Consider the following 26,482-nt stretch of genomic DNA (forward strand, 5'->3'; position numbering starts at 1 on the left):
AATTTCCTTTAAGAAAATTTATCCAATTGTTTTGGCTCATAGCTGATAGCAGATAACCCATAGCTACTATACTTATTTGATATTTCCTACCTCAATCCTTTAAGTTAATCTAACCACTGTTTCCAAATAGTGTCTAGCTACCTATCTTCTGCTTGGTTCTAGCAGACAGCTGATAGCTGACAACTCACAACTCATAGCTCATGACACATGACTCACAGCTTGTCTATTATACTTATTTAATATTTCCTGCTTAAATCCTCTAGGTATTTTTATCCAATAAACTAAGTGTTAAGTCTAAGCCTGAGTTTAAGTCTGAGTCTTTACTCAAGCTTAATCTCAAACTCAATACTGATTTATTCTCTTGTCAATTTTCAATTACCACTGCTACTATACTACTTTGATCTTTCCTCCCCATCTCCTTTAAGAATATTTATCCAATTGTTTTAACTCACAGCTCACAGCACAAAAAATAAATAAACCTCCAGGGCAGTTGGCCCTAGAGGTTTTAGTATCTTGATTACAACTAAATTAGAAGTTAACGCTTAACTTAGTAGTTAATGCACTACCTTTTCCATCTTCATCGCCTTCAGTTGTACCATCAATTAACTTAGCTTCTGTATTCCAGTTAACGTTCTCAGATACTTTAGTATCTAAACCAGCTGTTAGGTAATTGAACTCAGCTTGGTCACCAGACTTATTAGTTAAAGAAGCACTTGCAGTAGTAGCTTCAGAAACATCATACTCAGTTCCTAAAGTAATAACTGTAGTATCATTATCTTTAGTGTAACTATCATTAGTTACTAATTCTATAGAAGCAGTATTAGTGAAAGCTCCCATAGTATTGTCTAAAGATAACTCAAGAGTACTCTTATCTTCATCATTAGTAGCACCTAATACATCACCAGGTGTAACTACAGTATAAGAACCTTTAACAGTATTGTTAGTATTTAATACATAATCAGCACCTACTGTCATTAAATCATAATCAGCATCTTCTTCAAGATCGCCAGCTACTGAAGTAAAGTCTTCTCCAGCACTTTCATATCCAGCATTTACAGTTACAGCATCATTTACTGCAACATCAGTACCAATAGTAATTAAAGTATCACTATCAGCTTTTGAATTATCAGAAGAAACAATTTCACCATTAACAGTTACCATATCATTTACAGCAACTTCAGCAGATACAGCTAGATCTGTAACACTTTCTCCATTCTCTCTAGCTTGATATAACTTACCAGTTACATCAGCAGCACCTAAATCTCTTGCAACAGTTACACCATAGTAATCTTTCTCTTTAAAATCAGCATCCTCACTCTCAGATACCATAAAAGCTCTAACATCACTACCTGCAATAGCAGTAGTTAACTCAGTACCTTCTAGATCTTCCTCATCAACAAAGTATACATCGCCATGGAAATCATTGATATCTCCTAACTTAAGAGTAGAAACTCCCTTATTAAGAGTTAATAATGCACTATCCATTAGAAGATCATTAGAATCACCTTGGCCACCCAAAATAGTATCTGTACCATCTGCATCAGCATCATATGCTGGTCCTTCTGTTGTAGTAAAACTATTCACTAATGTATCAACAGCAAGATCAAAAGTGATATTTTCATTTACAGTACCTGCTACACCAAAGTCAATCTCTTGGTAAAATGCTTTTTTAGCTGGAAAATCATCTTCGTCTCCATCTTTATCAGCAACAGGATTATCTAAATCTAAGGCATCACCATCAGCCCATAGAGTAGTAGTTGCATCTGCATTATCACCATAACCAGCAGTTTCAAAAACAGTATCTACAGTACCTGTAACCTCTACATTATCTTCAGCTGCAAATACTGGAGCAGCTAAAGCCATAACTAAAACAAACGTAAGTAACATTGAAGTCTTTTTCATTATTTTATATCCCCCTTAACACTTTTAAATTCAAAGATTAAATAACTTAATCTAAACAAATCATTCTATACTCCGACGTCTGGGGATTCACCTCCTTTCCCGTCAAAGACTATGTATTTTTTAATTCACTATTTATATAATTATGGAAAGATTATAAATTACCTGCAAACTTGATTAAAAAAATCAGAAAAAATTATATTTTCTATCCTTAAATTCGATATTATTATAACATATTAAACCAATATTAGCAACTTATGTCGGTTATTTTTAATAAATTGAATAAATGAGGGGGGGCTTAATGAGAAGTAAAGTATCTATTAGCTAAAATAATAGCTACATAATCATCAATTGGTTGTTGAGGAGTCTGTAGTGAAGTAGGAATCAACCTTCGCCAACCAGAAGGTGGTTGTTCTTGCCAATAAAGATCACGAGCTTCTAAAGTAGAATGAGATTCATTAACTATATTAATCTTCTTAAAAATATCTATAACTTCTTGCTGTAACTCTTGGCTCTTTGTTCCATCACCTAATACTAGTTCTTCAATTTGGTACTCAGTCTGTAACTGCTTTAATCTTAATTTTAATTCATTAGTAGCTACCACCTCCTTATACTCTACAGTTAAATCTTCTTTAACTACTGCTACACCACATTTGTTTTTTCCAGGATCAACTGCAATAATCATCTTATTTTTTCACCTGCAATCTGATATTATTAACTAAATCATCATTTCGCCAGATATCATCTTGGGCTACTATCTTAATTGTTCTAGAATTTTTAGCAGATAACATCTTATCTACCAAAGGATATAATTGGGCCAACTTAAAGTCAACTACCTGCCCTTTGGTATCAGGTAACATACCATCTCTTATCACTTGCTTATTCAACTTATCTACCAATCTATCTAACTCCACTTCTAAATCAGATAAATTACTAAAACTTATCTTCTGCTCCAAGATAGTTGTCCCTAAATTATAAACTCTATAATCGCGATAAAGATCAAACTTCAATTTTAAATCTTCATTTTGGAAAGTATTTTTAGCTACTAATAACCGAATGATCATCTGTTCATCTCTGTTAGCTAAAATATCAATTACCTTTTCAAATTCCTGTTGATTATAGGTAACCTTGCCTCTCCCTAATCCTTTCTCTTCTGCTACTTTTCTAGCATCTTCAATTAGTTGCTGTAATTTATTCTCTAAACTGCTTATTGAATTGACTTGTCTAACTGTCCCACTAGTTATTACTTCTCCTTTAGGATAGATAATATCTCCAGTTAAAGAAGAAAAATAACGCTTACCAAATAAACCCAAATTATGGGCCAAGTTATTGACTTGTTGATTTAACGCTTCCTGTTGTAATGATAATTCTTCAACTCGAGACTCTAGCTTTAGCTTATGCTCTTTAACTTCCTCATATTCTTCTTTCAAATCACCTAATCTATTATTCAACTTCTTCTTATCCTGCTGAATAGTAGTTAACTCTAGAGATTTATCTTCAATCTCATCTTGTAGAGTAGTTAGTCTATTATTTTTAGCTTGTACCGTCTGATTGAGATTATTCAATCGCTCTAATAGAGCCTGCATATCAAATAAAGCCTGGCGTACATTTTGAGAAGATAATAATAATAAACCTAAAGAACTTAAAGCAATTAAGACTCCTGTTATAATAGTAATAATAATAGAAGTATATTTAGGCCGTAAACCACAGAGGGACAGGCGTTTTCTTCCTACTTTCATCCCGATCTTATCACCAACATAAGCTATTAATCCACCAGCTACAATCAAAATTAATACTAATTGTATTCCATACATCCTGTTCCCCCCCTTTCTGTATTAGTTTACAGTTTACAGTGTATAGTGTACAGTTAAGACCAAAACAATTAAAAATAATAAAGTTATGAGTGAATTTAGTTTGAGTCAGAGCCTGAGTTTAAGCAGATTTAAAACAACTGGTTTTATGAATTACTTAAACTAAAACTCAAACTTAACCTTAATTAACTCTTTCTTGCTTTTGAATTTAACTGTAAACTGTAGATTGTGCATTATCAATTCTCAATTGCTTACTACCTTGTTTCCTTAACTAAGAGTCCAACTCCTACTATAGTAAAGACAATATTCTGCAACCAAGCCCCTAACCAAGGAGTCAAGTTACCTGCTTGCCCTAGAGCCGAACCAATAGTCATTAGTGTATAATAGATAAAGATAACAATAATACTTAAACCTAAACCAATAGAAGAACCAGACCGATTAGGTTTTAGACCAAGTGGAGCCCCTACTAAAGCAAAGATAAAAGAAGCAAAAGGAATTGCATAACGCTGATAATAGGTAACTAATAACTTCCTAATATCTCTTCCTTCTTGTTTCATTAACTGAATATGCTCTCGTAATTCATTTAAAGTCATCTCTTCAGGCTCTTTTTGGTTTCTAGCTATCTGGTTAGGCGTTCTAGGTAATCTATTTTGCATATTCAACTGTTGAAAATCAGTTTGAGGAACTCTACCTTCTTCAGTAATATTATAACTAGTCCCATTAATAAAGACCCATTTATCCTTTTGCCATCTAGCCTTTTTGGCTTGAATAATCATTGCTAATTTACCATCTTCATAATTCTGCCAAGTAACTCCCTTTAGAGTCTGAGTTCGACCGTCAAATTTATCTGCTGTTAATACAAAATTTATTTTACCTGTCTTATTATCTACAGGAGAGATTCTTAAATTACTTTGCGTTTTAGGCATCTGTTTACCATGTTTTAACTCCCAGACAATCTCTTCGTAAGCATTTTTACTGGCTGGTACTAAGGTATTATTAAATAGAATTGTTAGACCACTGACTAATAAAGCCACAGCTAAAACAGGAACTATAAGGCGAATTAGGCTGACTCCTCCTGCTTTAAGAGCAATTATTTCACTATCACCTGATAAACGTCCAAAAGCCAATAAAGTAGCTAATAAAGTAGACATAGGAAAGGTCCAAACTATTATCTGAGGTAGACTAAGAAAGAATAACTTAACAGTTGTTAATAATGGTACACCATACTTCATCATCATTTCAGCTAGACTAATTAAGACATCAGAACCAACAAAAATACTAGTAAAAGCAAAGACACCAAATAAAAAAGGTTGGATTAACTCTCGCAATAAATAGCGATATACTATCTTCATTTTTTATTGCACCTCACATTGTAAACTTTTCACCTAAATAGAATTCTTTAGCTACTTCACTATTAGCTACTTCATCAGAAGTCCCTGATAATAATATTTCTCCTTGGTGCATAATATAAGCTCGATCAGTAATTGCTAAAGTTTCTCGTACACTATGGTCAGTAATTAAAACCCCTAGCCCTTTATTCTTTAAATGAGAGATAATATCTTGAATATCACTAACAGCAATTGGATCTACCCCAGCAAAAGGTTCATCCAATAAGATATAATCAGGATCAGTAGCCAGCGAACGAGCAATCTCTACTCTACGCCGCTCACCTCCAGAGAGCATATATCCTTTACGATCTCTAATTTCTTTTATCTCAAACTCTTCTAATAAAGACTCAACAATCTCTTCATCAGGTTCAGAACGATCTATCATCTCTAAAATAGCCATTAAATTCTCTTCTACTGTCAATTTTCTAAAGACAGATGCCTCCTGGGCCAAATAACCAATACCTTTCCGAGCTCGCTTATGCATTGGTAATTTAGTTATATTATCTTGATTAAGCTTAACAGCTCCACCATTAGGCTTAACAAGTCCTACTACCATATAAAAAGTAGTAGTCTTGCCGGCACCATTTGGCCCTAAGATCCCTACTACTTCTCCTGGGTTAACTTCAAAGCTGACCTCTTTAACTACATCCTGACCATCATAGGTCTTAATTAGCTTTTCTGCTTTGATTGCCATCTTAATCACCTTGCTTTTGTGGAATTATAAATTTAGTTCGTCCCTTAGTAGTCATCTTCTTATTTTCTAAATCTACAATAACTTTAGGAGCCGTCATCTGTCGTTTACCACGTACAACATCTACATTACCAGTTAAAATAGCCTCTTGTTTATTTTGATAATACTCAATTCTATCAGCATCGGCTACTAAATCTTGGGCAGAATCTTCTAAATGTGCCTCTCCTATAACTTTTAAATAATTATCTCTTAGATTAAATTTAAATCTCTGTCCTGTAATTAAAGAACTTCCTCTATTCAAACTAGGATTACCTGTCAAACTCCCTGTTTGGCTATTATAATCTAACTTTAATAGTTGACCCTTTAATTGACTACCCTGCTCTTCTAAGACAACTTGTCCTCTAGCTGTTAACTGTTTTAAGCCTTGTTGAGCTATTATTTTTTTCGCTTTAATCGTTGTAGCTCCTCTTTGTAAGCTAACATTACCTTGAGCAATCACCTTGCTATTAAGATCATCAACTACTAATTTATCAGCTGTCAATTCTATTTCTTGCTTATCAGTGGCTGCCAGACCTACAGATATAGATACTAATAAACTAAAAATTATACCTATTAGGATAATTATCTTCTTCTTCATAATATCACCTTCCTTTCAAGCTCTATGCTGTCTGCTATCTGCTATAAAAAAATAAATTCAAGTACGGGCTTAATATATTAAGCCCTCTACCTCTACTACTTGATTTTGACTTTAACCACACAACACACGACTCACAGCTCACGATTCATTACTCACAGCTTTAGCATTTCCTAATACTTGTAACTTCTTTAAGTCAACTTGACTAATAAAACTATCTCCAGTAATCTTTAAGCCAGGCTGTTTAATAACCACATTACCACGTCCAGTCAATTGATTCTGGGCTTGATTCCATTTAAGATGATCAGCTTTAACTATCTTTTGCTGACTTTGAATAGTTAATGAACCATGCAATGATAAGAAACCTGTCCGAGGATCAAAATCTCCTTTCTCAGCTATCAAAGAAATAACTTCTTTTTCTGCTTGATAAACAGTAGCCCGAATCTGATTTAACTCAATTCTTTTAGGTTCTTTAAACCTAGAAATTGACTGAGCACTTAAACGCCACTTAGTACTATCATCTTCACTATAGAGAGTAATTGCTGCATCTTCTAACTCGGTCTCAGGTCCTTTTTCATCCTGTACTGGTTCTTTAGAAATCTTACCTTGAGGTTGAGAAGTCAATTGATCTATTAAAAAATAGCCACTTCCTAATAAGATAACAATTATTATAGCAATCCCGACTTTCTTCATTTAATATCCTCCTTAGGAGGTGCGGTCTTCCACCTCCGATGTAACCATAGCCACTGTTCTGGATATTCTCGTATTTTTTCTTCTAGAGAAGTAGTCAACTTCTGTAAGACCTCTTCCCTTTCTTCTGCCTTAGCTTCCTTAGCTATCTCTAATGGTTCTTCTATAAAGAGACGATACTTACCTGGTCCTTCTCTAACTAGATATACTGGCAGAATTAAACCTTGAGCTTTCTGAGCTAAAACTACTGGTCCTTTAGGCGTTGAAGCTAACCTATGAAAGAATTGCACAAATTCTCCATCTCCATGAGCATCTTGGTCACCTAAAATTAACAATAATTCCTTCTTTAGTAAAGCTTTAAAAGCAGATTTTACCTGATCTTTATTAAAAACAGTAGCCCCTTGACTTTCTCTAATCTGCCATACTTCCTTATTAATTAAAGAGTTTTTATATTCTCTAGCAATAGCATTTACTGGATAACCTAACCAAGAAAGATAAACTCCTAATAGTTCCCAATTACCGAAGTGACCTGTAAAAAGAACAACTCCTTGTTCCTGGTTATAAGCCTGCTCAAGATTATTTAACCCTTCAACCTCTATTTTAGTTTCAAAGTCTTGTCTACTCCAGTTAGATAACCGGCAAACTTCTATAAATTTAATAGCTATATCTTGAAAAATAAGCTTAGCTAAATCATAACTCTCTTCTTTAGAGTAGTCTAATGCACTTTGAATATTATTTACAGCCAATTTACGTCTTCTCTTAACTAAATAAAATAATAAACTTCCTAATTTTCTAGCTAAATAGTAACTTAGGTTAGCTGGCAATAAGTTAGCCAAACCTTGTAATAACTTAAAAGCATAATAACCTATCTTCTCTTGCATCACTAACAACTCCCTACAACTCATCAAGTTTGAGCTTCAGTTTAAGCTTGAGTCCCTTTATTCTTTAATTAGGTAACTTAACCTCAGACTTAAACTCAACCTTAATTTTATTAATCTTGTGCCTGTAAAATAAGCTCTATTGCTTCTCTAACTGCACCTCTACCTCCAGCATGTTCTGTAATATAATCTGCTGCTTTTTTAACCTGACTTACTCCATTATCTACAGTTAAAGCTAGTCCAACTTTATCCAAAATAGGTAGATCATTAACATCATCACCGATATAAGCTACTTCATCCTCACTAATTCCATAACGATTTAATAAATCAGAAAAGACACCTAATTTATCATCAATATTCTGATGAACCTCATTAATCTTTAATTCATCTGCCCTACGTTCTACCAACTTAGACTCACGTCCTGTAATAATTGCTGTCTTAATTCCTGCATCTTGGGCCAACTTAATCCCCATTCCATCCTGCACATGAAAGAATTTAAACTCTTCACCATCATTACCTAAAATAATCCTTCCATCTGTTAGAACGCCATCAACATCAGTAATAAATAACTTTATCTTAGCTGCCTTCTCTTTTAATTGATCATTCATTATTTTCACCTCGTATCAGTTATTATTAAATAATAATTGTCGTTAGTCATGAGCCATGAGCTATGGGCTAATTCAAAATCTTTACTCACAGCACATAGCAGACAGCAGACAGCACACGACTGATAGCTAACAACTAAATAACCCCTGCCTTAAGTAAGTCTTGGAAATTAACTAAGCCTAAAGGTTGACCTTCTTTGTCTACTACTGGCAAATCATTAATCTCTTTATCTTGCATAACCTTTAATGCTTCTGCTGCTAACTTATCAGGAGTAATAGCTGTTGGATCAACAGACATTATCTCTTGGGCTTCTTTATGCATCAGATTAGGATCTTCTTCTAATAATCGTCTAATATCACCATCAGTGATAATGCCAACTAATTTACCTTGCTCATCAACAATATTAGCTGACCCCATTCTAGTAGAAGTCATAACAAATAACGTCTCTTTAAGAGTAGAATCCTGCTCAACTATAGGATTGCGCTCTCTAACATGTAATACATCATCAACAGTCAATAATAGCTGCTTACCTAAACTACCACCAGGATGATAAAGAGCAAAGTCCTCTGGCTTAAAGTCTCTAGTTGCTACTAGCGCCATAGCTAAAGCATCACCTAATGCTAGAGCTGCCGTTGTACTAGCAGTTGGAGCTAAATCTAATGGGCAAGCCTCTTGTTCAATAGCAACTTTTAGGGAATAATCTCCAGTCTGGGCCAATGTAGAATCAAGATTTCCTGTAATAGACACAATCTGAGCTCCAATCCGTTTAATCACAGGCAGAATCTCAACTACTTCCTCAGTCTCTCCACTATTAGAGATAGCAATTACAATATCATCTTCAGTCACCATTCCTAAATCACCATGAACCGCTTCAGCTGGGTGGAGAAAGAAAGCAGGAGTTCCTGTACTAGATAAAGTAGCTGCTAGTTTTTCAGCAATAAAACCTGACTTTCCCATACCCGTCATAATTACTCGACCAGAACAATCTAAAATTTCTTGCACAACATTGACAAACTCTTGATCTATAGATTTAGAAACACCTTTAATAGCATCTGTTTCAATCTTTAATACTTCCTGAGCTTGTTCTATTATTGTTTCTGAAGATAATTTATCTACTGTAGACATCTACACCCCTCCATATTTAGTATTCAGTTTACTTAGTCTTGAGCCTTGAGTTATGTGTCATGGGCTAATTCAAAGTCTTGCAATCTAAAGTCACTCACAATTTCCAACTCATGACTCATAGCTTATAAATTGGTAAGGGTTGAATATATTAAACCCTCTTCTCTACTAATCTTGCTGATTTTATGATTTCAGCTCATAGCACACGACACACGACTCACAGCTCATAGCACACAGCTCATAACTCATGACTCATAGCACACGACACACGACTCACAACACATAGCACACGACTCACAGCTCAAAACTACTTAACGATACTATCAATCTCCTGAGCCTGCTTAAGTAAATCTTCTAAATCTTCTAATCGCACCATATTTGGCCCATCACATAAGGCAGTATCAGGTTCATCATGAACCTCCATAAATAAAGAATCAATTCCAGCACCTATAGCAGCCCGAGTTAAATATGGTACATACTCTCTTTCTCCTGTTGAAGAATCACCAGCACCACCAGGCAACTGAACACTATGAGTAGCATCAAAAACGACTGGATAGCCTGTTTCTCTCATACGTGGTAAAGAACGCATATCCACTACTAAATTATTATAGCCAAAAGAAGCCCCTCGTTCAGTTAATAAGATCTTCTCATTCCCTGTACTTTCAATCTTCCCTACTACTTGATCAACATCCCATGGCGCTAAGAACTGTCCTTTTTTCACATTGACTACCTTACCAGTTTCACCAACTGCAGTTACCAGATCAGTCTGTCGCGATAGAAAGGCTGGAATCTGAATTACATCTAGTACCTCTCCTGCTACTTTTGCTTGTTCTACAGAGTGTACATCAGATAAGACAGGTAGATCAAATTCATCTTTTACTCGCTGTAAAATCTTTAATCCTTTCTCTAATCCAGGACCACGATAAGAATCAATTGAAGAACGATTAGCCTTATCATAAGAAGATTTAAAGACATAAGGAATATCTAATTTATCAGTTAGTTTCTTTAGTTTTTCTGCCATTCTTAAGACATGATCTTCACTTTCAATAACACATGGGCCAGCTAATAAAACAAAAGGATTATCAGCTCCAAACTTAACATCATCATTTAATACTATCTCTTTTACCATTTATATCACCCCTAATTTATAGTTTTAAAAATCTAAACCCTAATAATTCCTATGTTTTAGGATATTGAATTGTGTCTATGATTTTGAGTTTGATTTGGCTGACAGCAGATGGCTGATAGCACATAGCTCAAGACTCACAACTCACTAACTCTCTTACCTTCTCTAAATCTTGAGGCGTATCAACACCAATAGACTGATGCTCTGTTTCAATGACCTTAATTCGATAACCATTCTCTAAAGCTCTTAATTGTTCTAAAGACTCCTGCTGTTCTAAAGGAGTAGCCGGTAGATCTGTATACTGTAATAGAAACTCTCTTCGGTAAACATATAATCCAATATGTTTATAATAAGTAATATCATTCTCTTGGCGTGGATAAGGAATAGGTGAGCGAGAAAAATAAAGTGCAAAGTCATTCTTATCAGTTACTACTTTAACCAGATTAGGATTTTCTAATTCTTCTGAGTCAGTTATCGGATGCTTTAAGGTTCCCATCTGTAAACTCTTATCTTCTAATAATGGGCCAACTGCTTGGTCAATCATCTCTGGAGCAATTAATGGTTCATCTCCTTGAACATTAACAATAACATCAGCTTCTATATCTTGAGCTACTTCAGCTAAACGGTCAGTCCCTGTCTGATGGTCAGAAGATGTCATCTCTACTCTACCACCAAACTCTTTCACTGCCTGATAAATTCTTTCATCATCAGTAGCCACAATAACCTGATCTAAATTCTGAGCTTGATTAGTTCTTTCATAAACATGCTGAATCATTGGTTTGTTATTAATTTTTTTAATCGGCTTACCTGGTAGCCGAGTAGAACTATAACGTGCTGGAATAATAGCTACTACTTTCATTGTTGTAATCCCTCCAACTGAGTAAAAAATTCATCAGATTTTTCTTCAGAATCAAGGATTTCAATTTCAATTCCTAATATTTCAAGATTAATCTGTTGCCGATTTATCTCTGCTATTAACTCTTGATCAATACTAACGGCATCTTTTTCAGTAGTAATGATTCGGTCTACATCCTGTTCAGAAGCAGTAGTAAAGATCTCCATAACTTCCTCTTTAGTATAAGTGTGGTGATCACTAAACCTAAATTCATCTACTACTTGAGCTCCTAAATCTTTAAGTGTCTGTTCGAAAGCTTGTGGATTACCAATCCCTGATACAGCCAACACCTTCTGATCTTCTAAATCTAATTCCTTATGCTCTTGATTACCTATCTTCCGTAAATAAGTTGGTTTATGTCGAGTAGTAATAATCATAGCTGTTGTATTAATCTCTCTTAATTTATCTTTAATTGACTCTAATCTTTTAGGTGTTACCTGATCAGCCTTAGTCAATAGTAAGCAGTTGGCCCGTTGTAGGCTACTTACTGGTTCTCTTAATCTACCTCGTGGTAATAGATAACCATTAGCAAAAGGATTAGTAGCATCAACTACTACTAGATCATAATCCCTCTCCACTTGCCAGTGTTGAAAAGCATCATCTAATATAATAAAATCAGGGCCAAATTCCTGTAAAGTAAATTCCCCTGTTCTACTTCTATCTTTACCAATGACTATAGGAGTAGAAGGTAAGTTATTAGCCAACATATATGCCTCATCACCAGCTTCTTGAGCTGATAATAAAACTTCTTGTCCATCTGAAACTATACCAATATCTTCTTCTAACTCCCCTTTATAACCTCGGTTGAGAATGACAGATTGATGATCTGACTCTAGTAACTTAGAGGCCAGCATCTTGACTACTGGAGTCTTGCCTGTACCTCCGACGGTAATATTACCAACACTAATTACAGGTGCAGACAAGTCTGTTGATTCTTTTAACCCCCAGTCATATACTTTACTTCTCATCCAGATTATACCTTGGTAAATCCAAGCTAAACCAGTTAATAAAATTAGGACAATTTTATCTTTAATACTTTCTCTTTGTCCTGTAATTACTTCTAATAGATACTCTTCTAAATTCATAATTAATCCTCCAACATCTCTTGGGCATTAACAACTGCTGATTCAAGATGTTTTTTTAGTTTCTGTTGATGTTCTTCATTAACTTCTGTTACTTCTAAAGGCTTACCATAAACAAATGCACCTTTAGCAAAAGGATAAGGTAATTCAAACTGATCCCAGCTAGCAAAAACTTTCTTCTTGTTAAAAGCTACCCCTAGAGGGACTATTATACTATCAGTCTTCTGGGCCAAATAGAGAATACCGGATTTAACTTCATGGCGTGGTCCTCTTGGCCCATCAGGAGTAATGGCTATATTCTTTCCTGCTTTTAGTTTCTTAACTAATTTAAGCAGAGAACGAGCTCCTCCTCTAGATGTAGACCCTCTAACTACATCCCAGCCAAATTTATCTAATACTCGACTAATATACTCTCCATCATTACTCTGACTAGCTAAAGCGACATGGCCTTGATCTCTAAGATGATAAATGGGCAACCATAATAAACCATGCCAAGTAGCAAAAATAATTCTACTATTATTTTTTTGTAGCTTATTCAGTCTAGATTCGTTTTTGACTTGTAAGTCCAAGCTACTATTAGTTAGCTTAGATAACCAATAAGCCAACCAAGGAATTGCTTTCTTCTTCATCCTATCACCTACTTATCAAACTGTGCTTGGTATAGTCCTTCATAAACTCCCTCTTGATTGAGTAACTCTTTGTGGGTTCCTGTTTCAACTATTCTTCCCTCATCCATAACTACAATTCTATCAGCATTTAATACTGTAGATAATCTATGAGCAATTACAAAAGTGGTTCTATTCTCCATTAATCTCTCTAGAGCCTCTTGCACTAAAGCTTCAGACTCAGTATCTAAAGCTGACGTAGCCTCATCTAGAATTAATATTTCAGGATCATTTAAGATAGCTCGAGCAATAGCTATTCTCTGTTTTTGACCACCAGATAAACCTACTCCACGTTCGCCAATCTGAGTCTGATAATCATCAGCAAAACTCATAACAAATTCATGAGCATTAGCAGCTTTGGCTGCTTGAACAACCTCTTCTTGACTTGCTGCTAGGTTACCATAGAGAATATTATCTTCAATAGTACCTCCAAACAGGATAGTTTCCTGTGGTACAATTCCTATTTTATCACGTAAAGAGTTGACTTTAAACTCTTTAATATCTACCCCATCAATTGAAACCATTCCTTGATCCGGATCATAAAAACGAGGCACTAAATTAACTAGAGTAGATTTACCAGCACCACTTGGGCCAACTAAAGCTACCATCTGACCTGGCTGTGCCTCTAAGTTAATCTTATCTAAAGCTAATTCATTATCATCATAGCTAAAGGATACATTATCAAACTCAATTACACCATCAACTTCAGTCAACTTCTTAGCTCCTGGCTGATCTTGAATAGCCGGTTGAATATCAATTATTTCAAAAATTCTTTCAGCAGCAGCTAAAGCTCGCTGAATAGTCCCTGATAACTTAGTTAATGATTTTAATGGATTAGTGATATATAACAATAAAGTAAAGAAACCTGTTAATTCACCTGCAGTCATCTTACCAGCAATTACTTCTCGACCACCATACCAGAGAACAACAATAAAAGAAAGAGCAGCTAAAAACTCAGTTACTGGCGTCAAGGTAGCCTTTAGCTGAGAATTTTTAAGGTTGGCCCTGAAATTAGCATAATTCTGCTCTTGAAAACGTTCATATTCGTATTCTTCACGACCAAAAGACTTAACTACTCTAACTCCACTAATTGTCTCTTGTAAAACATCTGAAACATTAGCTACTTTAACTTGGGCCCTTTTACTTACTTCCCTGATTCTACGATTAAATCTATCTACTACATAGCCAATCAAAGGAAATAAGACAAAAGAAACTGTAGCCAATCTCCAGTTATCATAAAATAGTTTCCCAATTCCACCTGCTAATACAAACACCTTACTGAAGACACCAATTGCTCCTGATACAATGGCTCCTTGGAGAACACCTATATCGTTAGTAGCCCGGGACATAATCTCTCCTGTCTTATTATCAGCATAAAAATCTAAGGATAAACTCTGCAAATGGCCATATAAATCAGCTCGTAAATCTTTAATAGCATTTTGGGATACATAAGCTGTCAAATACTTCTGCCCATACTGAAAGATACCTCTAAATAAGAATAAAAAGAAGATTCCAATAATTAACCAGTTTAATTCATCCATCTCTGCTTGACTAATTACAGTATCGATTAATTGACCAAATCTATCAAAAAAGAAAATAGATAAAGCAGCATTAAACAACATACAGATAACTGCTAATAAAAGCCGACTCTTATAAGGGTTCAAATAACTTAAGACCCGCTTAGCTAGTTTCATAAAGAATCCCTCCTGTATCTAGCACCAACTTAGCTACTCGTTTAGTAGCACCTTTAGGACCTAATTTTGCCTTAACTTCTACTAGGTCTTCTTCTATCTCTTCTCTCCTATCTTTTGAATCTAAAATATCTATTACTTCCTGTGCCAGATTAGAACCTGTAACCTCTTTCTGTAACAATTCAGGAACCACTTCTTTATCGGCTATAATATTTGGCAGGCCAATAAACGGAAGTTTAACCAATAACTTACCCAACCAATAAGTAGACCATGAGGTCTGATAAGCAATTACCATTGGTGTCTGCAGGCAAGCCGCTTCTAAAGTAGCAGTTCCTGAAGCTGCTAATAATAGATCAGATACTTCCATTACTTCATAAGAGTGGCCTGCAACTAATTGTAAATTCAATTTATAGTCTGTAACCTTCTCTTCTATTTTAGTTTGAGAAATAGTCTCAGCTACTGGTAAAATAAAATTAGTCGTTGGATATTTCTCAGTAATTATTTCTGCTGCTTCTAACATCGGTCTTAATAAACCATCAAGCTCCTGTTGACGACTACCAGGCAGCAAACCAATTACCTTGCCTTCTAAATCCAGATCAAATTCTTCTTTAAACTCATGAGAGCTCAATTCAGGCTCTACCATATCCAATAAAGGATGTCCAACAAATTCAACTTCAGCTCCTGCTTCTTGATAAACCTCTTCTTCCATAGGAAAGACAGAAGCAATATTAGCTCCATATTTAGCCATTTTTTTGGCCCTCCATTTGCCCCAAACCCAAGCAGAAGGCGCAAAATAATTAACTATAGGAATTCCTAGTTTATGAGCTCTTTTAGCTACTTTCATATTAAAACCTGAATAATCAACTAAAAATACAGCCTCTGGCTCTCTTTGCTTCATTGCATTCTCTAATTGATTTAACTTGTCATACATTAATCTTAAATGTTTAATAGCTTCAACAAAGCCAATTGTACTTAATTCTGTCGGATCATATATCACATCAACTCCGGCCTGACACATTCGCTGACCTCCAAAACCAAAAAACTCTACTTCTGAGTTTAGTTTCTTAACTTCATCAATTACTTTAGCAGCATGCATATCTCCAGATGCTTCTCCTGCTACAACCATAATTTCCTTCATGTAACCACCAACCTTGGTATATATAATTAAGGTCAAAGTTGAGGCTAAGGTACAATCTGCCCTTAACCTCAGCCTTAACCTCAACTTAATACTAAGCTATCAATTAGGATTCAAGTACAACTATTGGTATTCCAGATTCATCAGCTTTCTTAATTACCTGTTCTTGATTAACAATAAAAGTCTTGTTAGCTTCAATAACTAATCCTTTAGCTTCTACTTCAATTAAATTCTCTAAAGTCTGTAAGCCTATAGTTGGAATATCAAAACGTAAATCCTGATCTGGTTTACTAACTTTTGCTACTACTACCTCTTTGCGCCCTAACTCTCCACCACGTAGTATAGCTTGATCAGTTCCTTCAATAGCCTCAACAGCCATAACAGCCTGATCCTTAACTACTACTGTCTGTCCAATATCTAGGCCACCTATCTCTTTAGCCATCTTAAAACCATATTCCATATCATCTAATGTCGCTTCATCTGGCTCAATATCAGTTAAAGTTCCTGGTTGAGGAAATAATTCTTCAATAAATGCAGTCTGATCAATGACTTCAAATCCTGCCTGTTTTAATTCTTCTACTACACCTAGCATAATGGCATCATCATTCTTCTCTGGTAAAGAAGTTAATATTTTTTTGAATCTTCTATCTAATTCAACTCCTTGATAGAGCAGTTCTTTGGTTACTTTTCCTAACATAATAATCTGATCTATTTCTTCTTCTTGTAAGGTAGTAATTATTTGATCTAACTGTCCTACTTCAATTTGCTTTACTTGGTCAAATAAAGCATTTAATTTATCGGACTTAGCATTAGGTGTTACAGTAACTGCCACTACTTCACTTCCTTGGGCCAAAGCAGCTTGAGCAAATAGAACTGGTAGATTTCCATCACCAGCAATCAAACCTATTTTAGACATATTTTGCCTCCTAATTAGAAAATTAATTCAGGATTGAGTTATAAGTCGTGAGCAAGTCTTATAACTGAAATTATTTACTCACAACTTATAGCTCATAGTTTATATTATAATGTCCTATCCAGTCTCAAAATAAGACTGACTGTGATAAAGAATAACACATGTTATTCTTTATCTACATATACCCCGTTGGGCATTCCGCAAGAAACGTAAGAAGTTTTCAACCATTGAACTACTATCTAATTCTTCTTCCATCTCATCAATAGCCTGATTAGTATTTAAGTTAGAACGATATAGAATCTTATAGGCCTCTTTAATCTTGCGACGAGTTTCTGGGTCAACACCATTTCTTCTTAAGCCTACAATATTAATTCCATTGACACTGGCTGGATGTCCATCAGCCAAGATATAAGGGGGAACATCTTTAACAACTTTAGAAGTTCCACCTATCATAGCCATTTCACCAATTCGAACAAATTGATGAACTCCAACTAAACCACCAATTACAACAGCATCCTCAACTACTACATGTCCTGCTAAATTAGTAGAATTAGACATGATAATACCGTTACCTAATTTACAGTCATGAGCTACATGACAATAAGCCATAATTAAATTATCATTACCAATCTTAGTTAAGTTACCACCATCTTCTGTTCCACGGTGAATAGTAGCAAACTCTCTAACAGTATTATTATCTCCAATTTCTACAAAACTCTTTTCTCCAGAAAACTTTAAATCTTGAGGCTCCTGTCCAATAGAGGCACTATTGAAGATTTTATTGTTCTTACCAATCTTAGTCCAGCCTTTAATTACAGCATGAGAACCAACTTCAGTTCCTTTACCGATTTCTACATGCTCTCCAATTACAGAATAAGGGCCAATTTCAACATCTTCTCCAATTTTAGCATCAGGATGAACTACAGCTGTTTGATGGATCTGACCACCATTATTTAGATTAATTACATTATCTTGTTCTTCAATCATTTTCTACCCCCCCTGTTATTACTTATCCTGAATAAAACAAGTTAGAGTAGCCTGGGCTACTACTTCATCATCAACTAAAGCCTTGGCTTCAACTTTGCCCATTCTACCTCGTAGCTTTGCTACTTCTACTTCCATAATTAATTGATCTCCTGGCTTAACTGGTTTCTTAAAACGAGCATCATTAATTCGGCCAAAATAAGGTACTTTCTCCTCCGGATTATCAACAGTTGCTAGCAGACCAATTCCTGCTACTTGAGCCATAGCCTCAACAATTAAAACACCTGGCATAATTGGATGTCCTGGAAAATGTCCATTAAAGAATTCTTCATTACTTGTTACATTCTTTAAGCCTACAACTTTTTCACCTGCTTCTAACTCTACAACTCGATCAACTAATAAAAAAGGATAACGATGTGGTAACACCTCTTTAATTTGGTCAATATCCATTATATCTTCCATAACTATAATTCCTCCCCTTCCAGTATTGCTTTAACCTTCTTAGCTAACAAAGAATTTAAATAATGTCCTGACCTAACAGCCATAACATGACCTTTGAAGTCAGGTACTAGCTTTAAATCACCAATTAAATCTAAAATCTTATGACGAGCAAACTCATTCTCAAATCTTAGTTGATTAACTGGACCATCTTCTTCAATTAGAATAGCATTATCTAAACTTCCTCCTAAAGCTAAACCTTGTTTCTGTAACTTTTCTATCTCATCAGCAAAACCAAAAGTTCTAGCTGAAGCAATTTCTGTCTCATAATCTCCACTTGCAAAGTTAAATTCACTGAATTGGTCCGTTAATCCAGGATGATTACCTACAAAAGTATAACTTACCTTAAATTCTTGGGCTGGTAGAAGAGTCAAATACTGATCACCTTCTTCAACATAGATTGGCTCTTTGATTTGATAAATCATCTTATCAGTAGCCTGCTCTTTGATTCCAGCCTTTGTTAATAACCGATAAAATTTTTGAGCACTTCCATCAGTAACTGGTGTCTCATTAGCATCAATTTCAACTAATAGATTATCTATTCTCAAAGCATTAAGAGCTGACATTAAGTGCTCAATAGTATTAATCTGCCAATCAGCTTGACCAATAGTTGTACAACGTTGCGTAGAAACTATATTTTCAACTTTAGCTTCTATCTCTGGTTGGTCTTCTAAATCAACACGCTTAAATATGATCCCTTGATTGACAGATAAGGGCTTACAAGTAATTGTTACATCTTGCCCTGTATGCAATCCAATACCTGTATAACTAAATTTTGACTGGATTGTCTGCTGTTTTCTCAACCTTGCTCCTCCTTTATAAAAAAATTAACTTAAAAACTAAGCTTGAGGTTAAGTCCAAATCTGATTTAGACTCAATCTCAAACTTAATCAACATAGCTATGAGTCATCTGCTATGAGCCATCAGTTAATCAAAACTTCTACCTTCAAAATCTTTCTTTATAAAAGCTTTTCTTTTAAAGAAGGTAAACTATTTTATTGCTTTTGAATCTGAACAGGCTCATAGCTTTACATCAATAGTATTCCAGCAACTCCTGATATTTCTGACCTACTTCAGATTGAGGATCAGTAAAGATTGATTTAGGGCTCCCTTGCTCAACTACTTGTCCATTATCTAATAATAAGATTACATCTGCTACCTTAAGAGCAAAAGAAACTTCATGAGTTACTAGTACTACTGCTCGATTCTGATTCCTAGTCAACTCCTCAATCACTTCTAATACTTCCCTAACCAAGATAGGATCTAAAGAAGCAGTTGGCTCATCTAATAACATCAGACTAGGCTCAATAACTAAAGCTCTAGCAATTCCTACTCGTTGCTTTTGACCTCCACTTAACTGATTAGGATAACTAGTTGCTTGTTGAGCTAAATGAACTCTCTTTAAAGCAGTTGATGCTTTTTCAATTCGCTCTTCTGCTGTTAAGTTGAATTTAAATAAAGGCAACATTACATTCTCTTCTACTGTTAAGCGCTCAATCAAATTAAAATTCTGGAAGACAAAACCAATCTCCTGTCTAATTTCTAATAACTCTCTAGTAGATAAATCTAATAAAGAAGCTCCCTGAAAATTAATCTCTCCACTATCTGGTTCAGTCAAACGATTTAAACAACGAATTGTAGTTGATTTACCGCAACCACTAGGCCCCATAATAGCTACTGTCTCCCCTTGCTTTACTGAAAAATTAACTCCCTGTAGAATCTCATCTTGACCATAGCTTTTTCTTAAGTTAGTTACCTGTAACATAGCTCCTCCGTTAAAGATAGGTTTTATCTCGATTTAGTAATTTTAGGATACCTGGTTTGCCAGCTGGAATCACAATTTGACGCATAATTTCAGAATAATTAAATCCTAAAGCTCTTGCAGCTTGATATTCAGATTCTGAAATTGGATTGAGACTATCAGCCTTATTAGCTACAACCAAACCTAAGAAACCTCCTACTAAAACAATCTGCCATAGAGTAAGATACGGTACATTTATATCGGCAAGCCAAAAGATGAACCCTAACATTATAGCACCGATACTAAATCCATAATAGATCCCTAAATCAGAATACCAGTTTCTTCCCTCTCCTTGCCATAAACGTAATGAATTAATGACCAAAGTTTGATCAAATAATAAAGAAAAAAGAGTTATCAAAACTGCTGTTACACCAGCCAAAACCATCTTTACTTCACCTAAAATACGATATAATTGGGCTCTATAATTGGCTGTTATAACTCCTAACTGCGAAGTTACAAAAGAGACTGGTTGAGAGATCAGACTCTGAATTCTTTCCTTAACCTTTTCTTTATCAATACCTTGAGCTGGTAATAAAAGTGATATCTCTGAACCAGGAATTACTTTACCAGCTAAATACTGATCAATTAAATCGATAGTAGCAGTAATCTCTTCATCCTTTAATTGAGGTAGTGACTGTTGAATATACTTTAATTCACCTACTACTGCCTGAAAATCTACCTGTTTTAAATTATCAATCTGTTCCTGTAATTGTATTAGATCTTGATCTAAAGCTGCTGTATCTAAATTATTAATCTCCTCTATTAATTGAGGATTAACAACCTGCTTTAGTCTAGATTCTAAATCTATTTGATCAACAGAATCAACTTTATCTAAAACTTCTCTAAAGATCTCTACCTGCTCTTGCCAATAAATAACCTCTTGTAAAACTGGATTATACCGGTTGATATAGCCGATGATTTCTTCACTATTAGTCTGTAAATTAGTTGCTAACTCAGATATAGTATCTTGTAATCTCCTTAATTCTTGTCGATAAGGATTAGTTAATGGTAACTCATGGCTAACAGCTTGTAGCTGATCATTTACTTGATTTAATTCTTTAATTACATCTGTTAATAGATTCTGAATTAAATTTAATGCCCTAGCTACCTCAGTTAACCAAGATAGATTCTCCTCTAAATCAGTTACTGCTTCTTTTAATTCTTTAAAGTCAACTTCTGATAAATCTTGTTGATAAATAGATAATTGGCGATTTAAAAGCTTTAGTTCAACTAGTGATTCTCGAGCTTGTTGTAAAGTAGAGTTTAATTCAGTCAATTGAGTCAATAAAGTCTCTGACCTACTAAAAATCTGGTCTAAATTAGGAACTAATTCTACCAACTCTTCAACTACATAAGCCAACTCCTGACGAGGATTTTGGACTTTAATAGTACCTACAGTTGGCCCTAGCTTATTAGGCTGAAACTGGTAGGCTTTCTTACCTAAGATCTGGCGACTATCTCCTTGAATAATTAGCCCTCTAGCTTGGTTACCATCTACCTTAGTTATTCGTAGAATAATCTGCTTTGCCTCTTGGCCAGGAAGAATTAATTTATCTCCTGTTTCCAACTTAAAGTTTGGCTTTAACTTTACTGTTACTTGACTAGTATAACTGGCCAAAAAAGACTTCATCTCTGTCATTGTCTTAACCAGTGCTTTTAAATCACGTTTACCTGTTGCAGTAATATTGATAATAGAAAATGGAAACTCTTCCTTTAAGCTAGCTGTTACGTCTTTAGATAAAGACAGTATTCTCTCTGATTGGGAAGTAATAGGAAATCTAACTGACAATACTTGATACTGTTGTAAAATAGAATCTATTTCTTTCTTAAGCTTAGTCAGTCTATCAGAATCTGATACTATTATCTCCAATTTATCTCCTTCTGGTAGAGTAAAATCCACACCTGCTAACTCTTTTACTCTAGACTCTACAAAAGAATTAGCCTGACCAGTCAATCCTCTAATAGTAATCCTTGGTTGAATAATTAAAGATAAACTCTCTAATCCATCAACTTCATTAAAATAATCTTCTATTTTAAGCAATGTCTGCCGAGTTCTATATTTATCAGCTACTTCTATAAAGAAGTTGGCCCTACCTACTAAACTAATGCCTGATTTCAATTTTGAACCTGGAATTCGTTCTTCAATAACCTCTTGAATCTGCTTTTTAGCTACTACTTGTTGCTGTTGGTCTACAATTAATAATAAATCATTATCACCATACCCTCCTATCAAACTAGCAACTAAATTACCAAAGTAAAAATCACTTAAATAGCCTACTAGTAGAGACAATAGGGATGCTAGAACAATTGTAGCAGCTAATAAAATTATTATATCTTTGCTAAACTCTGATTGTAAAAGAGGCACTACGTTATCCTCCTCAAATTATATCATCAAGCCAGCAGAGAGTAAACAGCTTCTATTAAATAACTGCTGGATATTTAAGTAAAATATTGACTGTTCATTCTTATCTTTTGTTAAAAATGTTACTTTTAAACATTAAAAATAATTTATTGGCTGATTTCAAATTCCATTCCTACATTTCCTGTAGCATCCAGAGTATCATCGGCTAAAGAAAGAACTACTTTCCTGGCGTTAATCCAGTTCCCATCTTCTTTAATCTTTACTTCCTGCTTAACAATCATCTCTTCAGTCTTAGCATTATATTTCAACCTCTCTCCTCTAACCTCTTGTCCATCATAGTCAACATAAACATCACCTTTAGCTAATAAGTCACTACTCTCTGTCCACATCTTTAAATAATTACTAGTTAACAGAAGTGGTTTATTCTGTTTAATAGAATCAAGCTTTACCTCTTCTTTAGCTATTAAAATATTTTCTTGTAAATCTAACTCTAACTTTTGACTCCAAACTTGATCCTGCTCTTTAGTCAGTTGAACATTATTACTAAAATAAGCTATATTCTCCTCTTTATCCATCTTCAAATGTTGAGAGGTAACTTGAGTACCATTATAATTTAACTCAACATCTTGTGTAGCAATAAATACATTTTCTTCCTTTTTATAACGTAAATGCTGTGAAGTAAGTTGACCTGTTTTAGCATTAACTGGTTGAATAGTTAATAGCATTAAACCTAGCATTAATAATAAACACTTATTCTTCATCAGAGTCACGCTCCTTAATTTGAAAAGTCATCTCTACTTGATCTTTAAAATCAATTATATTTTCTTCTACTTTTACTGTCATTTGTTGAGCCTTTAATCGACTATTAGTCAACTTTACCTCTACTTTATTAGTTGTGCTCAACTCTTTCTCTTCTGATAACCACTTTAACTTACTAGTCTTAATCTGCTCTCCATCTCTTTCTTGTAAAACAATATTTCCTTTTAAAATCATATCTTTACTATCTGAAAAATGAATGACTTGATCAGCAGTTAGAGTATACTTCAATCGATCTTGACTAAAATATTTTCCTTCTTTAATCCTCTGTAGAATAGTCTTTTGTTGCTCTTTCTTATCTACCTTAGGTTCTACTATCTCTTCAGCCTGTAGATCCCATCTCTTCTCTCCTTGTTGATAACTGATTAGACGTGGTTCATTTATTTGATACTGGTAAGTTGAATCAGAATTTGAAGAAGTATTCTGCTGACTTCCTAACCAGACTACCCCTCCAATCATAAATACTAAAACAACTGCTAACTTGTTACTCCACCTCATCTAAAACATCTCCTAAATCACCATCAAATAACATCTCTCCACCATCTGTAGTACCAAATTCAACTTGTTTCTCTGGAAAAGCTAAAAGTTGATACTGGAACCAAGCTTCTTGATTAATATGATCATAGGCCAGAGTTACTTTTCTACGATGTAACCTCTTCTCTATCTTTAAGTTAGCCTCTCCAAATTCTTGGTCTGCATAATAATAACTACTATTTAAACCAATCTGCCACTGCCAATCTGTAGGGCCAACTTTAACTTTAACACTATTATCCCATCTCTGTAAAGTTCCTGTATTCAAGTCTACTTCAAAAGCAGTATTATACTTTATTTGATCATAATCAACTTTAAAAGTAGTAGCAAACTCCTCAAACTGGCGCCGATTTATATCATATTCTACTACTGATTCTAAATTATAATAGTCATTAAAATAATAATCTAGTTCACTAGTCAGATCATTATATTCCTGATTCAAGAAATCATAACCCAAGTTAATATTAAGTTCACTATTACTATTACGCCAATTCAAACTTTCTTTAATCTCATGTTCTTTCTCTTCTGTTGGAAAACCTTCGGGAGCTAATCCAGTTAAAGTATGATAATCATGACTAATTTTATTTGACCAACCTGCAGGTAATCTAGTCATTAAATCAAGATCACTCTGATATGACCAACGTTGACGTCCTGTACTATAAATATCCTGCTGAAACTGTTGGTCGTAACGTAGACTATTAGCTTGATTTAATTGTAAATAATCGGCATAATCTAATCTATAATAACCATGCTGTTTAGCTCCAGACCAACTATCATCATACCTATTCACTCCACCAAAGGTAATATCTAATGGATCTAAAGTCTTATGAGACCAGATTCGTCCTGGATGAATAGTTAATTCCCCTTCAGGAAGATTATAATAATCTATTTTTTCATTACTCCGTTCAAATTCAGTACCTAACCACCAATCATACTTAATTTTATTCTCTTTTAACTTCAAACTAGTATCATACTGCCAGCCTTTATCCTCTTCCTCTTTCCGATGTTCATAATCATAGTTATAATCTAAATAAAGATCATCAGTCAAATATCTTCTATAATCCAATCCTGCTTCATATTTATTCAACTCAGTTTCATCTTCTTGATAACTATAATCTAAATCAATTCCTAAATCATCATCTCTAAAATCCTCTTTAAGCTTGTCCAATCTAAAACCAATTTCAGCTTTATGCTTATACCATTTATTTTTATCATAGTCTAAGTCTAACCTATTTCTCCAGTTATCAAAAGTAGTAGTCTGGTCAGCTGATAGGCTAAGCCAGGTCTGTTTTTGAGGATTAGATAAATAATCACTATAATGATCTTTATACTTTAAGTTTAAATTTTTCTCTACATCCGCCTGCTCATAATGGCGATTAAACTCTAGACTAAGCCAAGGACTCTGGTTTTCATTTCTCTTATCCTGTTCTAAATATAGATTAAGTGAGGCACTATCATCTTTAAAGGTCTTATAGTAATGATTAAATCCCCAAGCAAAACCTAGTCTACTAAAGTAATCAACATATAGCTGGCCAAAATCACCAGCAACTGGTTTTAATAAAGGGGATTGATAATTAGAATCTAAATAATAGTTATAGGTAGTCTTAATAAACCAACCTTTCTGTCTACTATAACCAACCTGTGGTTGAAAAACATTCTGATCATTTTTAAGGGAGTAAATTAAAACAGGCCAATAAAAAATAGGTATTTGTCCGTTAAATTCCCATAAAACTGCATGATAGGCAATAATCTTATCTCCAGGATAAATAATCATATCTTCAGTCTGAAAATGATAATGTGGTTTATCTAGATCACAACTTGTAAATTGAGCATCAGATAATTTACTCTTATCAGAACTATAATCAACCTTAGGAGTATCTAAATAAAAAGGATCTTTAATACTATCACTAATAATAGTTCCTTCTGCATCAATAAAAATACCTTTATCAGTCTTTAAATCATATTCTAGTCTGTTACTAGTATACTTACCAGTTTCGTCTTTAGTCTTTACTTGACCAGTAGCTACTAGCTTTTCTTTATCTAAATTAATTTTCATATAGTTGGCCCAGAGCTTAACCTCTTCAGTCTCTAAATAAACATCTCCTGTAGCTATAATTATTCCGGCTTTACGTCTATATTCAACTTTTTTAGCTTGTAAATTAGCCCTTTCTTGGGCCAAAGCTGGCATTATAGCCGATAAAATAAAGACTAAACTTATTATTGCTACCTGTAGCGACTTCATACCTATCACCTCCCTTTTTCTT

Annotated in this window: 25 protein-coding genes; all 25 read right to left on the bottom strand. The window is 34.5% G+C overall.

The genetic code is table 11. From position 1 onward, the window contains the following. Positions 1–528: 528 nt before the first annotated feature. On the bottom strand, positions 529–1,902 hold the full coding sequence (locus ACYQ39_RS06825; RefSeq protein ID WP_459841416.1) for a hypothetical protein: 1,374 nt from the start codon (positions 1,900–1,902) through the stop codon (positions 529–531). Between the two features lie 295 nt (positions 1,903–2,197). Further along, the gene (locus ACYQ39_RS06830; RefSeq protein WP_459841418.1) at positions 2,198–2,584 is read right to left on the bottom strand and encodes a RuvC family protein; all 387 of its coding nucleotides are present in this window, start codon (positions 2,582–2,584) and stop codon (positions 2,198–2,200) included. 1 nt (position 2,585) lies between these two features. Next, positions 2,586–3,713 carry a DUF3084 domain-containing protein gene (locus tag ACYQ39_RS06835; protein WP_459841420.1) on the bottom strand — a complete coding sequence of 376 codons (1,128 nt, stop codon included), beginning with the start codon at positions 3,711–3,713 and terminating at the stop codon, positions 2,586–2,588. A 251-nt stretch (positions 3,714–3,964) separates the two neighbouring features. Continuing rightward, positions 3,965–5,062, bottom strand: a complete 1,098-nt coding sequence (locus ACYQ39_RS06840) for an LptF/LptG family permease (protein ID WP_459841422.1) — start codon at positions 5,060–5,062, stop codon at positions 3,965–3,967. 13 nt (positions 5,063–5,075) lie between these two features. Continuing rightward, positions 5,076–5,792 (bottom strand): LPS export ABC transporter ATP-binding protein, encoded by a 717-nt coding sequence (gene lptB / locus ACYQ39_RS06845; protein ID WP_459841424.1) that lies wholly within the window; start codon positions 5,790–5,792, stop codon positions 5,076–5,078. A 1-nt stretch (position 5,793) separates the two neighbouring features. Then, complete coding sequence (locus ACYQ39_RS06850) at positions 5,794–6,426, bottom strand: LptA/OstA family protein (protein WP_459841426.1); 633 nt, start codon at positions 6,424–6,426, stop codon at positions 5,794–5,796. Between the two features lie 138 nt (positions 6,427–6,564). Further along, positions 6,565–7,116 (bottom strand): LPS export ABC transporter periplasmic protein LptC, encoded by a 552-nt coding sequence (lptC, locus tag ACYQ39_RS06855; protein WP_459841428.1) that lies wholly within the window; start codon positions 7,114–7,116, stop codon positions 6,565–6,567. Then, positions 7,113–7,994, bottom strand: a complete 882-nt coding sequence (locus tag ACYQ39_RS06860) for a lysophospholipid acyltransferase family protein (protein ID WP_459841430.1) — start codon at positions 7,992–7,994, stop codon at positions 7,113–7,115. Before ACYQ39_RS06860 ends, lptC (ACYQ39_RS06855) begins: the two co-directional genes overlap by 4 nt. Before the next feature lie 110 nt (positions 7,995–8,104). Next, positions 8,105–8,599 carry a KdsC family phosphatase gene (locus tag ACYQ39_RS06865; protein WP_459841432.1) on the bottom strand — a complete coding sequence of 165 codons (495 nt, stop codon included), beginning with the start codon at positions 8,597–8,599 and terminating at the stop codon, positions 8,105–8,107. 133 nt (positions 8,600–8,732) lie between these two features. Then, positions 8,733–9,722 carry a KpsF/GutQ family sugar-phosphate isomerase gene (locus ACYQ39_RS06870; protein WP_459841434.1) on the bottom strand — a complete coding sequence of 330 codons (990 nt, stop codon included), beginning with the start codon at positions 9,720–9,722 and terminating at the stop codon, positions 8,733–8,735. 304 nt (positions 9,723–10,026) lie between these two features. Continuing rightward, positions 10,027–10,848: a 3-deoxy-8-phosphooctulonate synthase gene (gene kdsA, locus ACYQ39_RS06875; RefSeq protein ID WP_459841436.1), complete on the bottom strand. Its 822-nt coding sequence runs from the start codon at positions 10,846–10,848 to the stop codon at positions 10,027–10,029. A 127-nt stretch (positions 10,849–10,975) separates the two neighbouring features. Then, on the bottom strand, positions 10,976–11,704 hold the full coding sequence (kdsB, locus tag ACYQ39_RS06880) for a 3-deoxy-manno-octulosonate cytidylyltransferase (protein ID WP_459841438.1): 729 nt from the start codon (positions 11,702–11,704) through the stop codon (positions 10,976–10,978). After that, entirely contained in the window at positions 11,701–12,825 is a 1,125-nt protein-coding gene (gene lpxK / locus ACYQ39_RS06885; RefSeq protein ID WP_459841440.1) for a tetraacyldisaccharide 4'-kinase, read from the bottom strand. The genes kdsB and lpxK overlap by 4 nt, the downstream gene beginning before the upstream one ends. Before the next feature lie 2 nt (positions 12,826–12,827). After that, positions 12,828–13,451, bottom strand: a complete 624-nt coding sequence (locus ACYQ39_RS06890) for a lysophospholipid acyltransferase family protein (protein ID WP_459841442.1) — start codon at positions 13,449–13,451, stop codon at positions 12,828–12,830. A gap of 8 nt (positions 13,452–13,459) precedes the next feature. After that, positions 13,460–15,181 (bottom strand): ABC transporter ATP-binding protein, encoded by a 1,722-nt coding sequence (locus ACYQ39_RS06895; protein ID WP_459841444.1) that lies wholly within the window; start codon positions 15,179–15,181, stop codon positions 13,460–13,462. Then, a complete protein-coding gene (gene lpxB / locus ACYQ39_RS06900) occupies positions 15,168–16,316 on the bottom strand; it encodes a lipid-A-disaccharide synthase (RefSeq protein ID WP_459841446.1) in 1,149 nt (382 codons plus the stop codon). The genes ACYQ39_RS06895 and lpxB overlap by 14 nt, the downstream gene beginning before the upstream one ends. 103 nt (positions 16,317–16,419) lie before the next feature. After that, positions 16,420–17,229 carry an LpxI family protein gene (locus ACYQ39_RS06905; protein WP_459841448.1) on the bottom strand — a complete coding sequence of 270 codons (810 nt, stop codon included), beginning with the start codon at positions 17,227–17,229 and terminating at the stop codon, positions 16,420–16,422. A 168-nt stretch (positions 17,230–17,397) separates the two neighbouring features. Next, positions 17,398–18,213 carry an acyl-ACP--UDP-N-acetylglucosamine O-acyltransferase gene (gene lpxA / locus ACYQ39_RS06910; protein ID WP_459841450.1) on the bottom strand — a complete coding sequence of 272 codons (816 nt, stop codon included), beginning with the start codon at positions 18,211–18,213 and terminating at the stop codon, positions 17,398–17,400. An 18-nt stretch (positions 18,214–18,231) separates the two neighbouring features. After that, on the bottom strand, positions 18,232–18,663 hold the full coding sequence (gene fabZ, locus ACYQ39_RS06915) for a 3-hydroxyacyl-ACP dehydratase FabZ (protein ID WP_459841670.1): 432 nt from the start codon (positions 18,661–18,663) through the stop codon (positions 18,232–18,234). 11 nt (positions 18,664–18,674) lie between these two features. After that, on the bottom strand, positions 18,675–19,511 hold the full coding sequence (gene lpxC / locus ACYQ39_RS06920) for a UDP-3-O-acyl-N-acetylglucosamine deacetylase (RefSeq protein ID WP_459841452.1): 837 nt from the start codon (positions 19,509–19,511) through the stop codon (positions 18,675–18,677). 230 nt (positions 19,512–19,741) lie between these two features. Then, a complete protein-coding gene (locus tag ACYQ39_RS06925; protein WP_459841454.1) occupies positions 19,742–20,473 on the bottom strand; it encodes an amino acid ABC transporter ATP-binding protein in 732 nt (243 codons plus the stop codon). Positions 20,474–20,483: 10 nt separating this feature from the next. Then, positions 20,484–22,874 (bottom strand): ABC transporter permease, encoded by a 2,391-nt coding sequence (locus tag ACYQ39_RS06930; RefSeq protein ID WP_459841456.1) that lies wholly within the window; start codon positions 22,872–22,874, stop codon positions 20,484–20,486. A gap of 143 nt (positions 22,875–23,017) precedes the next feature. Further along, complete coding sequence (locus ACYQ39_RS06935; RefSeq protein ID WP_459841458.1) at positions 23,018–23,632, bottom strand: LptA/OstA family protein; 615 nt, start codon at positions 23,630–23,632, stop codon at positions 23,018–23,020. After that, positions 23,622–24,185, bottom strand: a complete 564-nt coding sequence (gene lptC / locus ACYQ39_RS06940; protein WP_459841460.1) for an LPS export ABC transporter periplasmic protein LptC — start codon at positions 24,183–24,185, stop codon at positions 23,622–23,624. Before lptC (ACYQ39_RS06940) ends, ACYQ39_RS06935 begins: the two co-directional genes overlap by 11 nt. Beyond that, the gene (locus tag ACYQ39_RS06945) at positions 24,172–26,460 is read right to left on the bottom strand and encodes an LptA/OstA family protein (RefSeq protein ID WP_459841462.1); all 2,289 of its coding nucleotides are present in this window, start codon (positions 26,458–26,460) and stop codon (positions 24,172–24,174) included. Before ACYQ39_RS06945 ends, lptC (ACYQ39_RS06940) begins: the two co-directional genes overlap by 14 nt. Positions 26,461–26,482 lie beyond the last annotated feature (22 nt).

The sequence above is a fragment of the Halanaerocella petrolearia genome (assembly GCF_054657875.1).

What these genes read in the sequence shown, in the direction of transcription:
- ACYQ39_RS06825 (WP_459841416.1), bottom strand. Translation starts at nt 1,902, where the DNA reads ATGAAAAAGACTTCAATGTTACTTACGTTTGTTTTAGTTATGGCTTTA.
- ACYQ39_RS06830 (WP_459841418.1), bottom strand. Translation starts at nt 2,584, where the DNA reads ATGATTATTGCAGTTGATCCTGGAAAAAACAAATGTGGTGTAGCAGTA.
- ACYQ39_RS06835 (WP_459841420.1), bottom strand. Translation starts at nt 3,713, where the DNA reads ATGTATGGAATACAATTAGTATTAATTTTGATTGTAGCTGGTGGATTA.
- ACYQ39_RS06840 (WP_459841422.1), bottom strand. Translation starts at nt 5,062, where the DNA reads ATGAAGATAGTATATCGCTATTTATTGCGAGAGTTAATCCAACCTTTT.
- lptB (WP_459841424.1), bottom strand. Translation starts at nt 5,792, where the DNA reads ATGGCAATCAAAGCAGAAAAGCTAATTAAGACCTATGATGGTCAGGAT.
- ACYQ39_RS06850 (WP_459841426.1), bottom strand. Translation starts at nt 6,426, where the DNA reads ATGAAGAAGAAGATAATTATCCTAATAGGTATAATTTTTAGTTTATTA.
- lptC (WP_459841428.1), bottom strand. Translation starts at nt 7,116, where the DNA reads ATGAAGAAAGTCGGGATTGCTATAATAATTGTTATCTTATTAGGAAGT.
- ACYQ39_RS06860 (WP_459841430.1), bottom strand. Translation starts at nt 7,994, where the DNA reads ATGCAAGAGAAGATAGGTTATTATGCTTTTAAGTTATTACAAGGTTTG.
- ACYQ39_RS06865 (WP_459841432.1), bottom strand. Translation starts at nt 8,599, where the DNA reads ATGAATGATCAATTAAAAGAGAAGGCAGCTAAGATAAAGTTATTTATT.
- ACYQ39_RS06870 (WP_459841434.1), bottom strand. Translation starts at nt 9,722, where the DNA reads ATGTCTACAGTAGATAAATTATCTTCAGAAACAATAATAGAACAAGCT.
- kdsA (WP_459841436.1), bottom strand. Translation starts at nt 10,848, where the DNA reads ATGGTAAAAGAGATAGTATTAAATGATGATGTTAAGTTTGGAGCTGAT.
- kdsB (WP_459841438.1), bottom strand. Translation starts at nt 11,704, where the DNA reads ATGAAAGTAGTAGCTATTATTCCAGCACGTTATAGTTCTACTCGGCTA.
- lpxK (WP_459841440.1), bottom strand. Translation starts at nt 12,825, where the DNA reads ATGAATTTAGAAGAGTATCTATTAGAAGTAATTACAGGACAAAGAGAA.
- ACYQ39_RS06890 (WP_459841442.1), bottom strand. Translation starts at nt 13,451, where the DNA reads ATGAAGAAGAAAGCAATTCCTTGGTTGGCTTATTGGTTATCTAAGCTA.
- ACYQ39_RS06895 (WP_459841444.1), bottom strand. Translation starts at nt 15,181, where the DNA reads ATGAAACTAGCTAAGCGGGTCTTAAGTTATTTGAACCCTTATAAGAGT.
- lpxB (WP_459841446.1), bottom strand. Translation starts at nt 16,316, where the DNA reads ATGAAGGAAATTATGGTTGTAGCAGGAGAAGCATCTGGAGATATGCAT.
- ACYQ39_RS06905 (WP_459841448.1), bottom strand. Translation starts at nt 17,229, where the DNA reads ATGTCTAAAATAGGTTTGATTGCTGGTGATGGAAATCTACCAGTTCTA.
- lpxA (WP_459841450.1), bottom strand. Translation starts at nt 18,213, where the DNA reads ATGATTGAAGAACAAGATAATGTAATTAATCTAAATAATGGTGGTCAG.
- ACYQ39_RS06925 (WP_459841454.1), bottom strand. Translation starts at nt 20,473, where the DNA reads ATGTTACAGGTAACTAACTTAAGAAAAAGCTATGGTCAAGATGAGATT.
- ACYQ39_RS06935 (WP_459841458.1), bottom strand. Translation starts at nt 23,632, where the DNA reads ATGAAGAATAAGTGTTTATTATTAATGCTAGGTTTAATGCTATTAACT.
- lptC (WP_459841460.1), bottom strand. Translation starts at nt 24,185, where the DNA reads ATGAGGTGGAGTAACAAGTTAGCAGTTGTTTTAGTATTTATGATTGGA.
- ACYQ39_RS06945 (WP_459841462.1), bottom strand. Translation starts at nt 26,460, where the DNA reads ATGAAGTCGCTACAGGTAGCAATAATAAGTTTAGTCTTTATTTTATCG.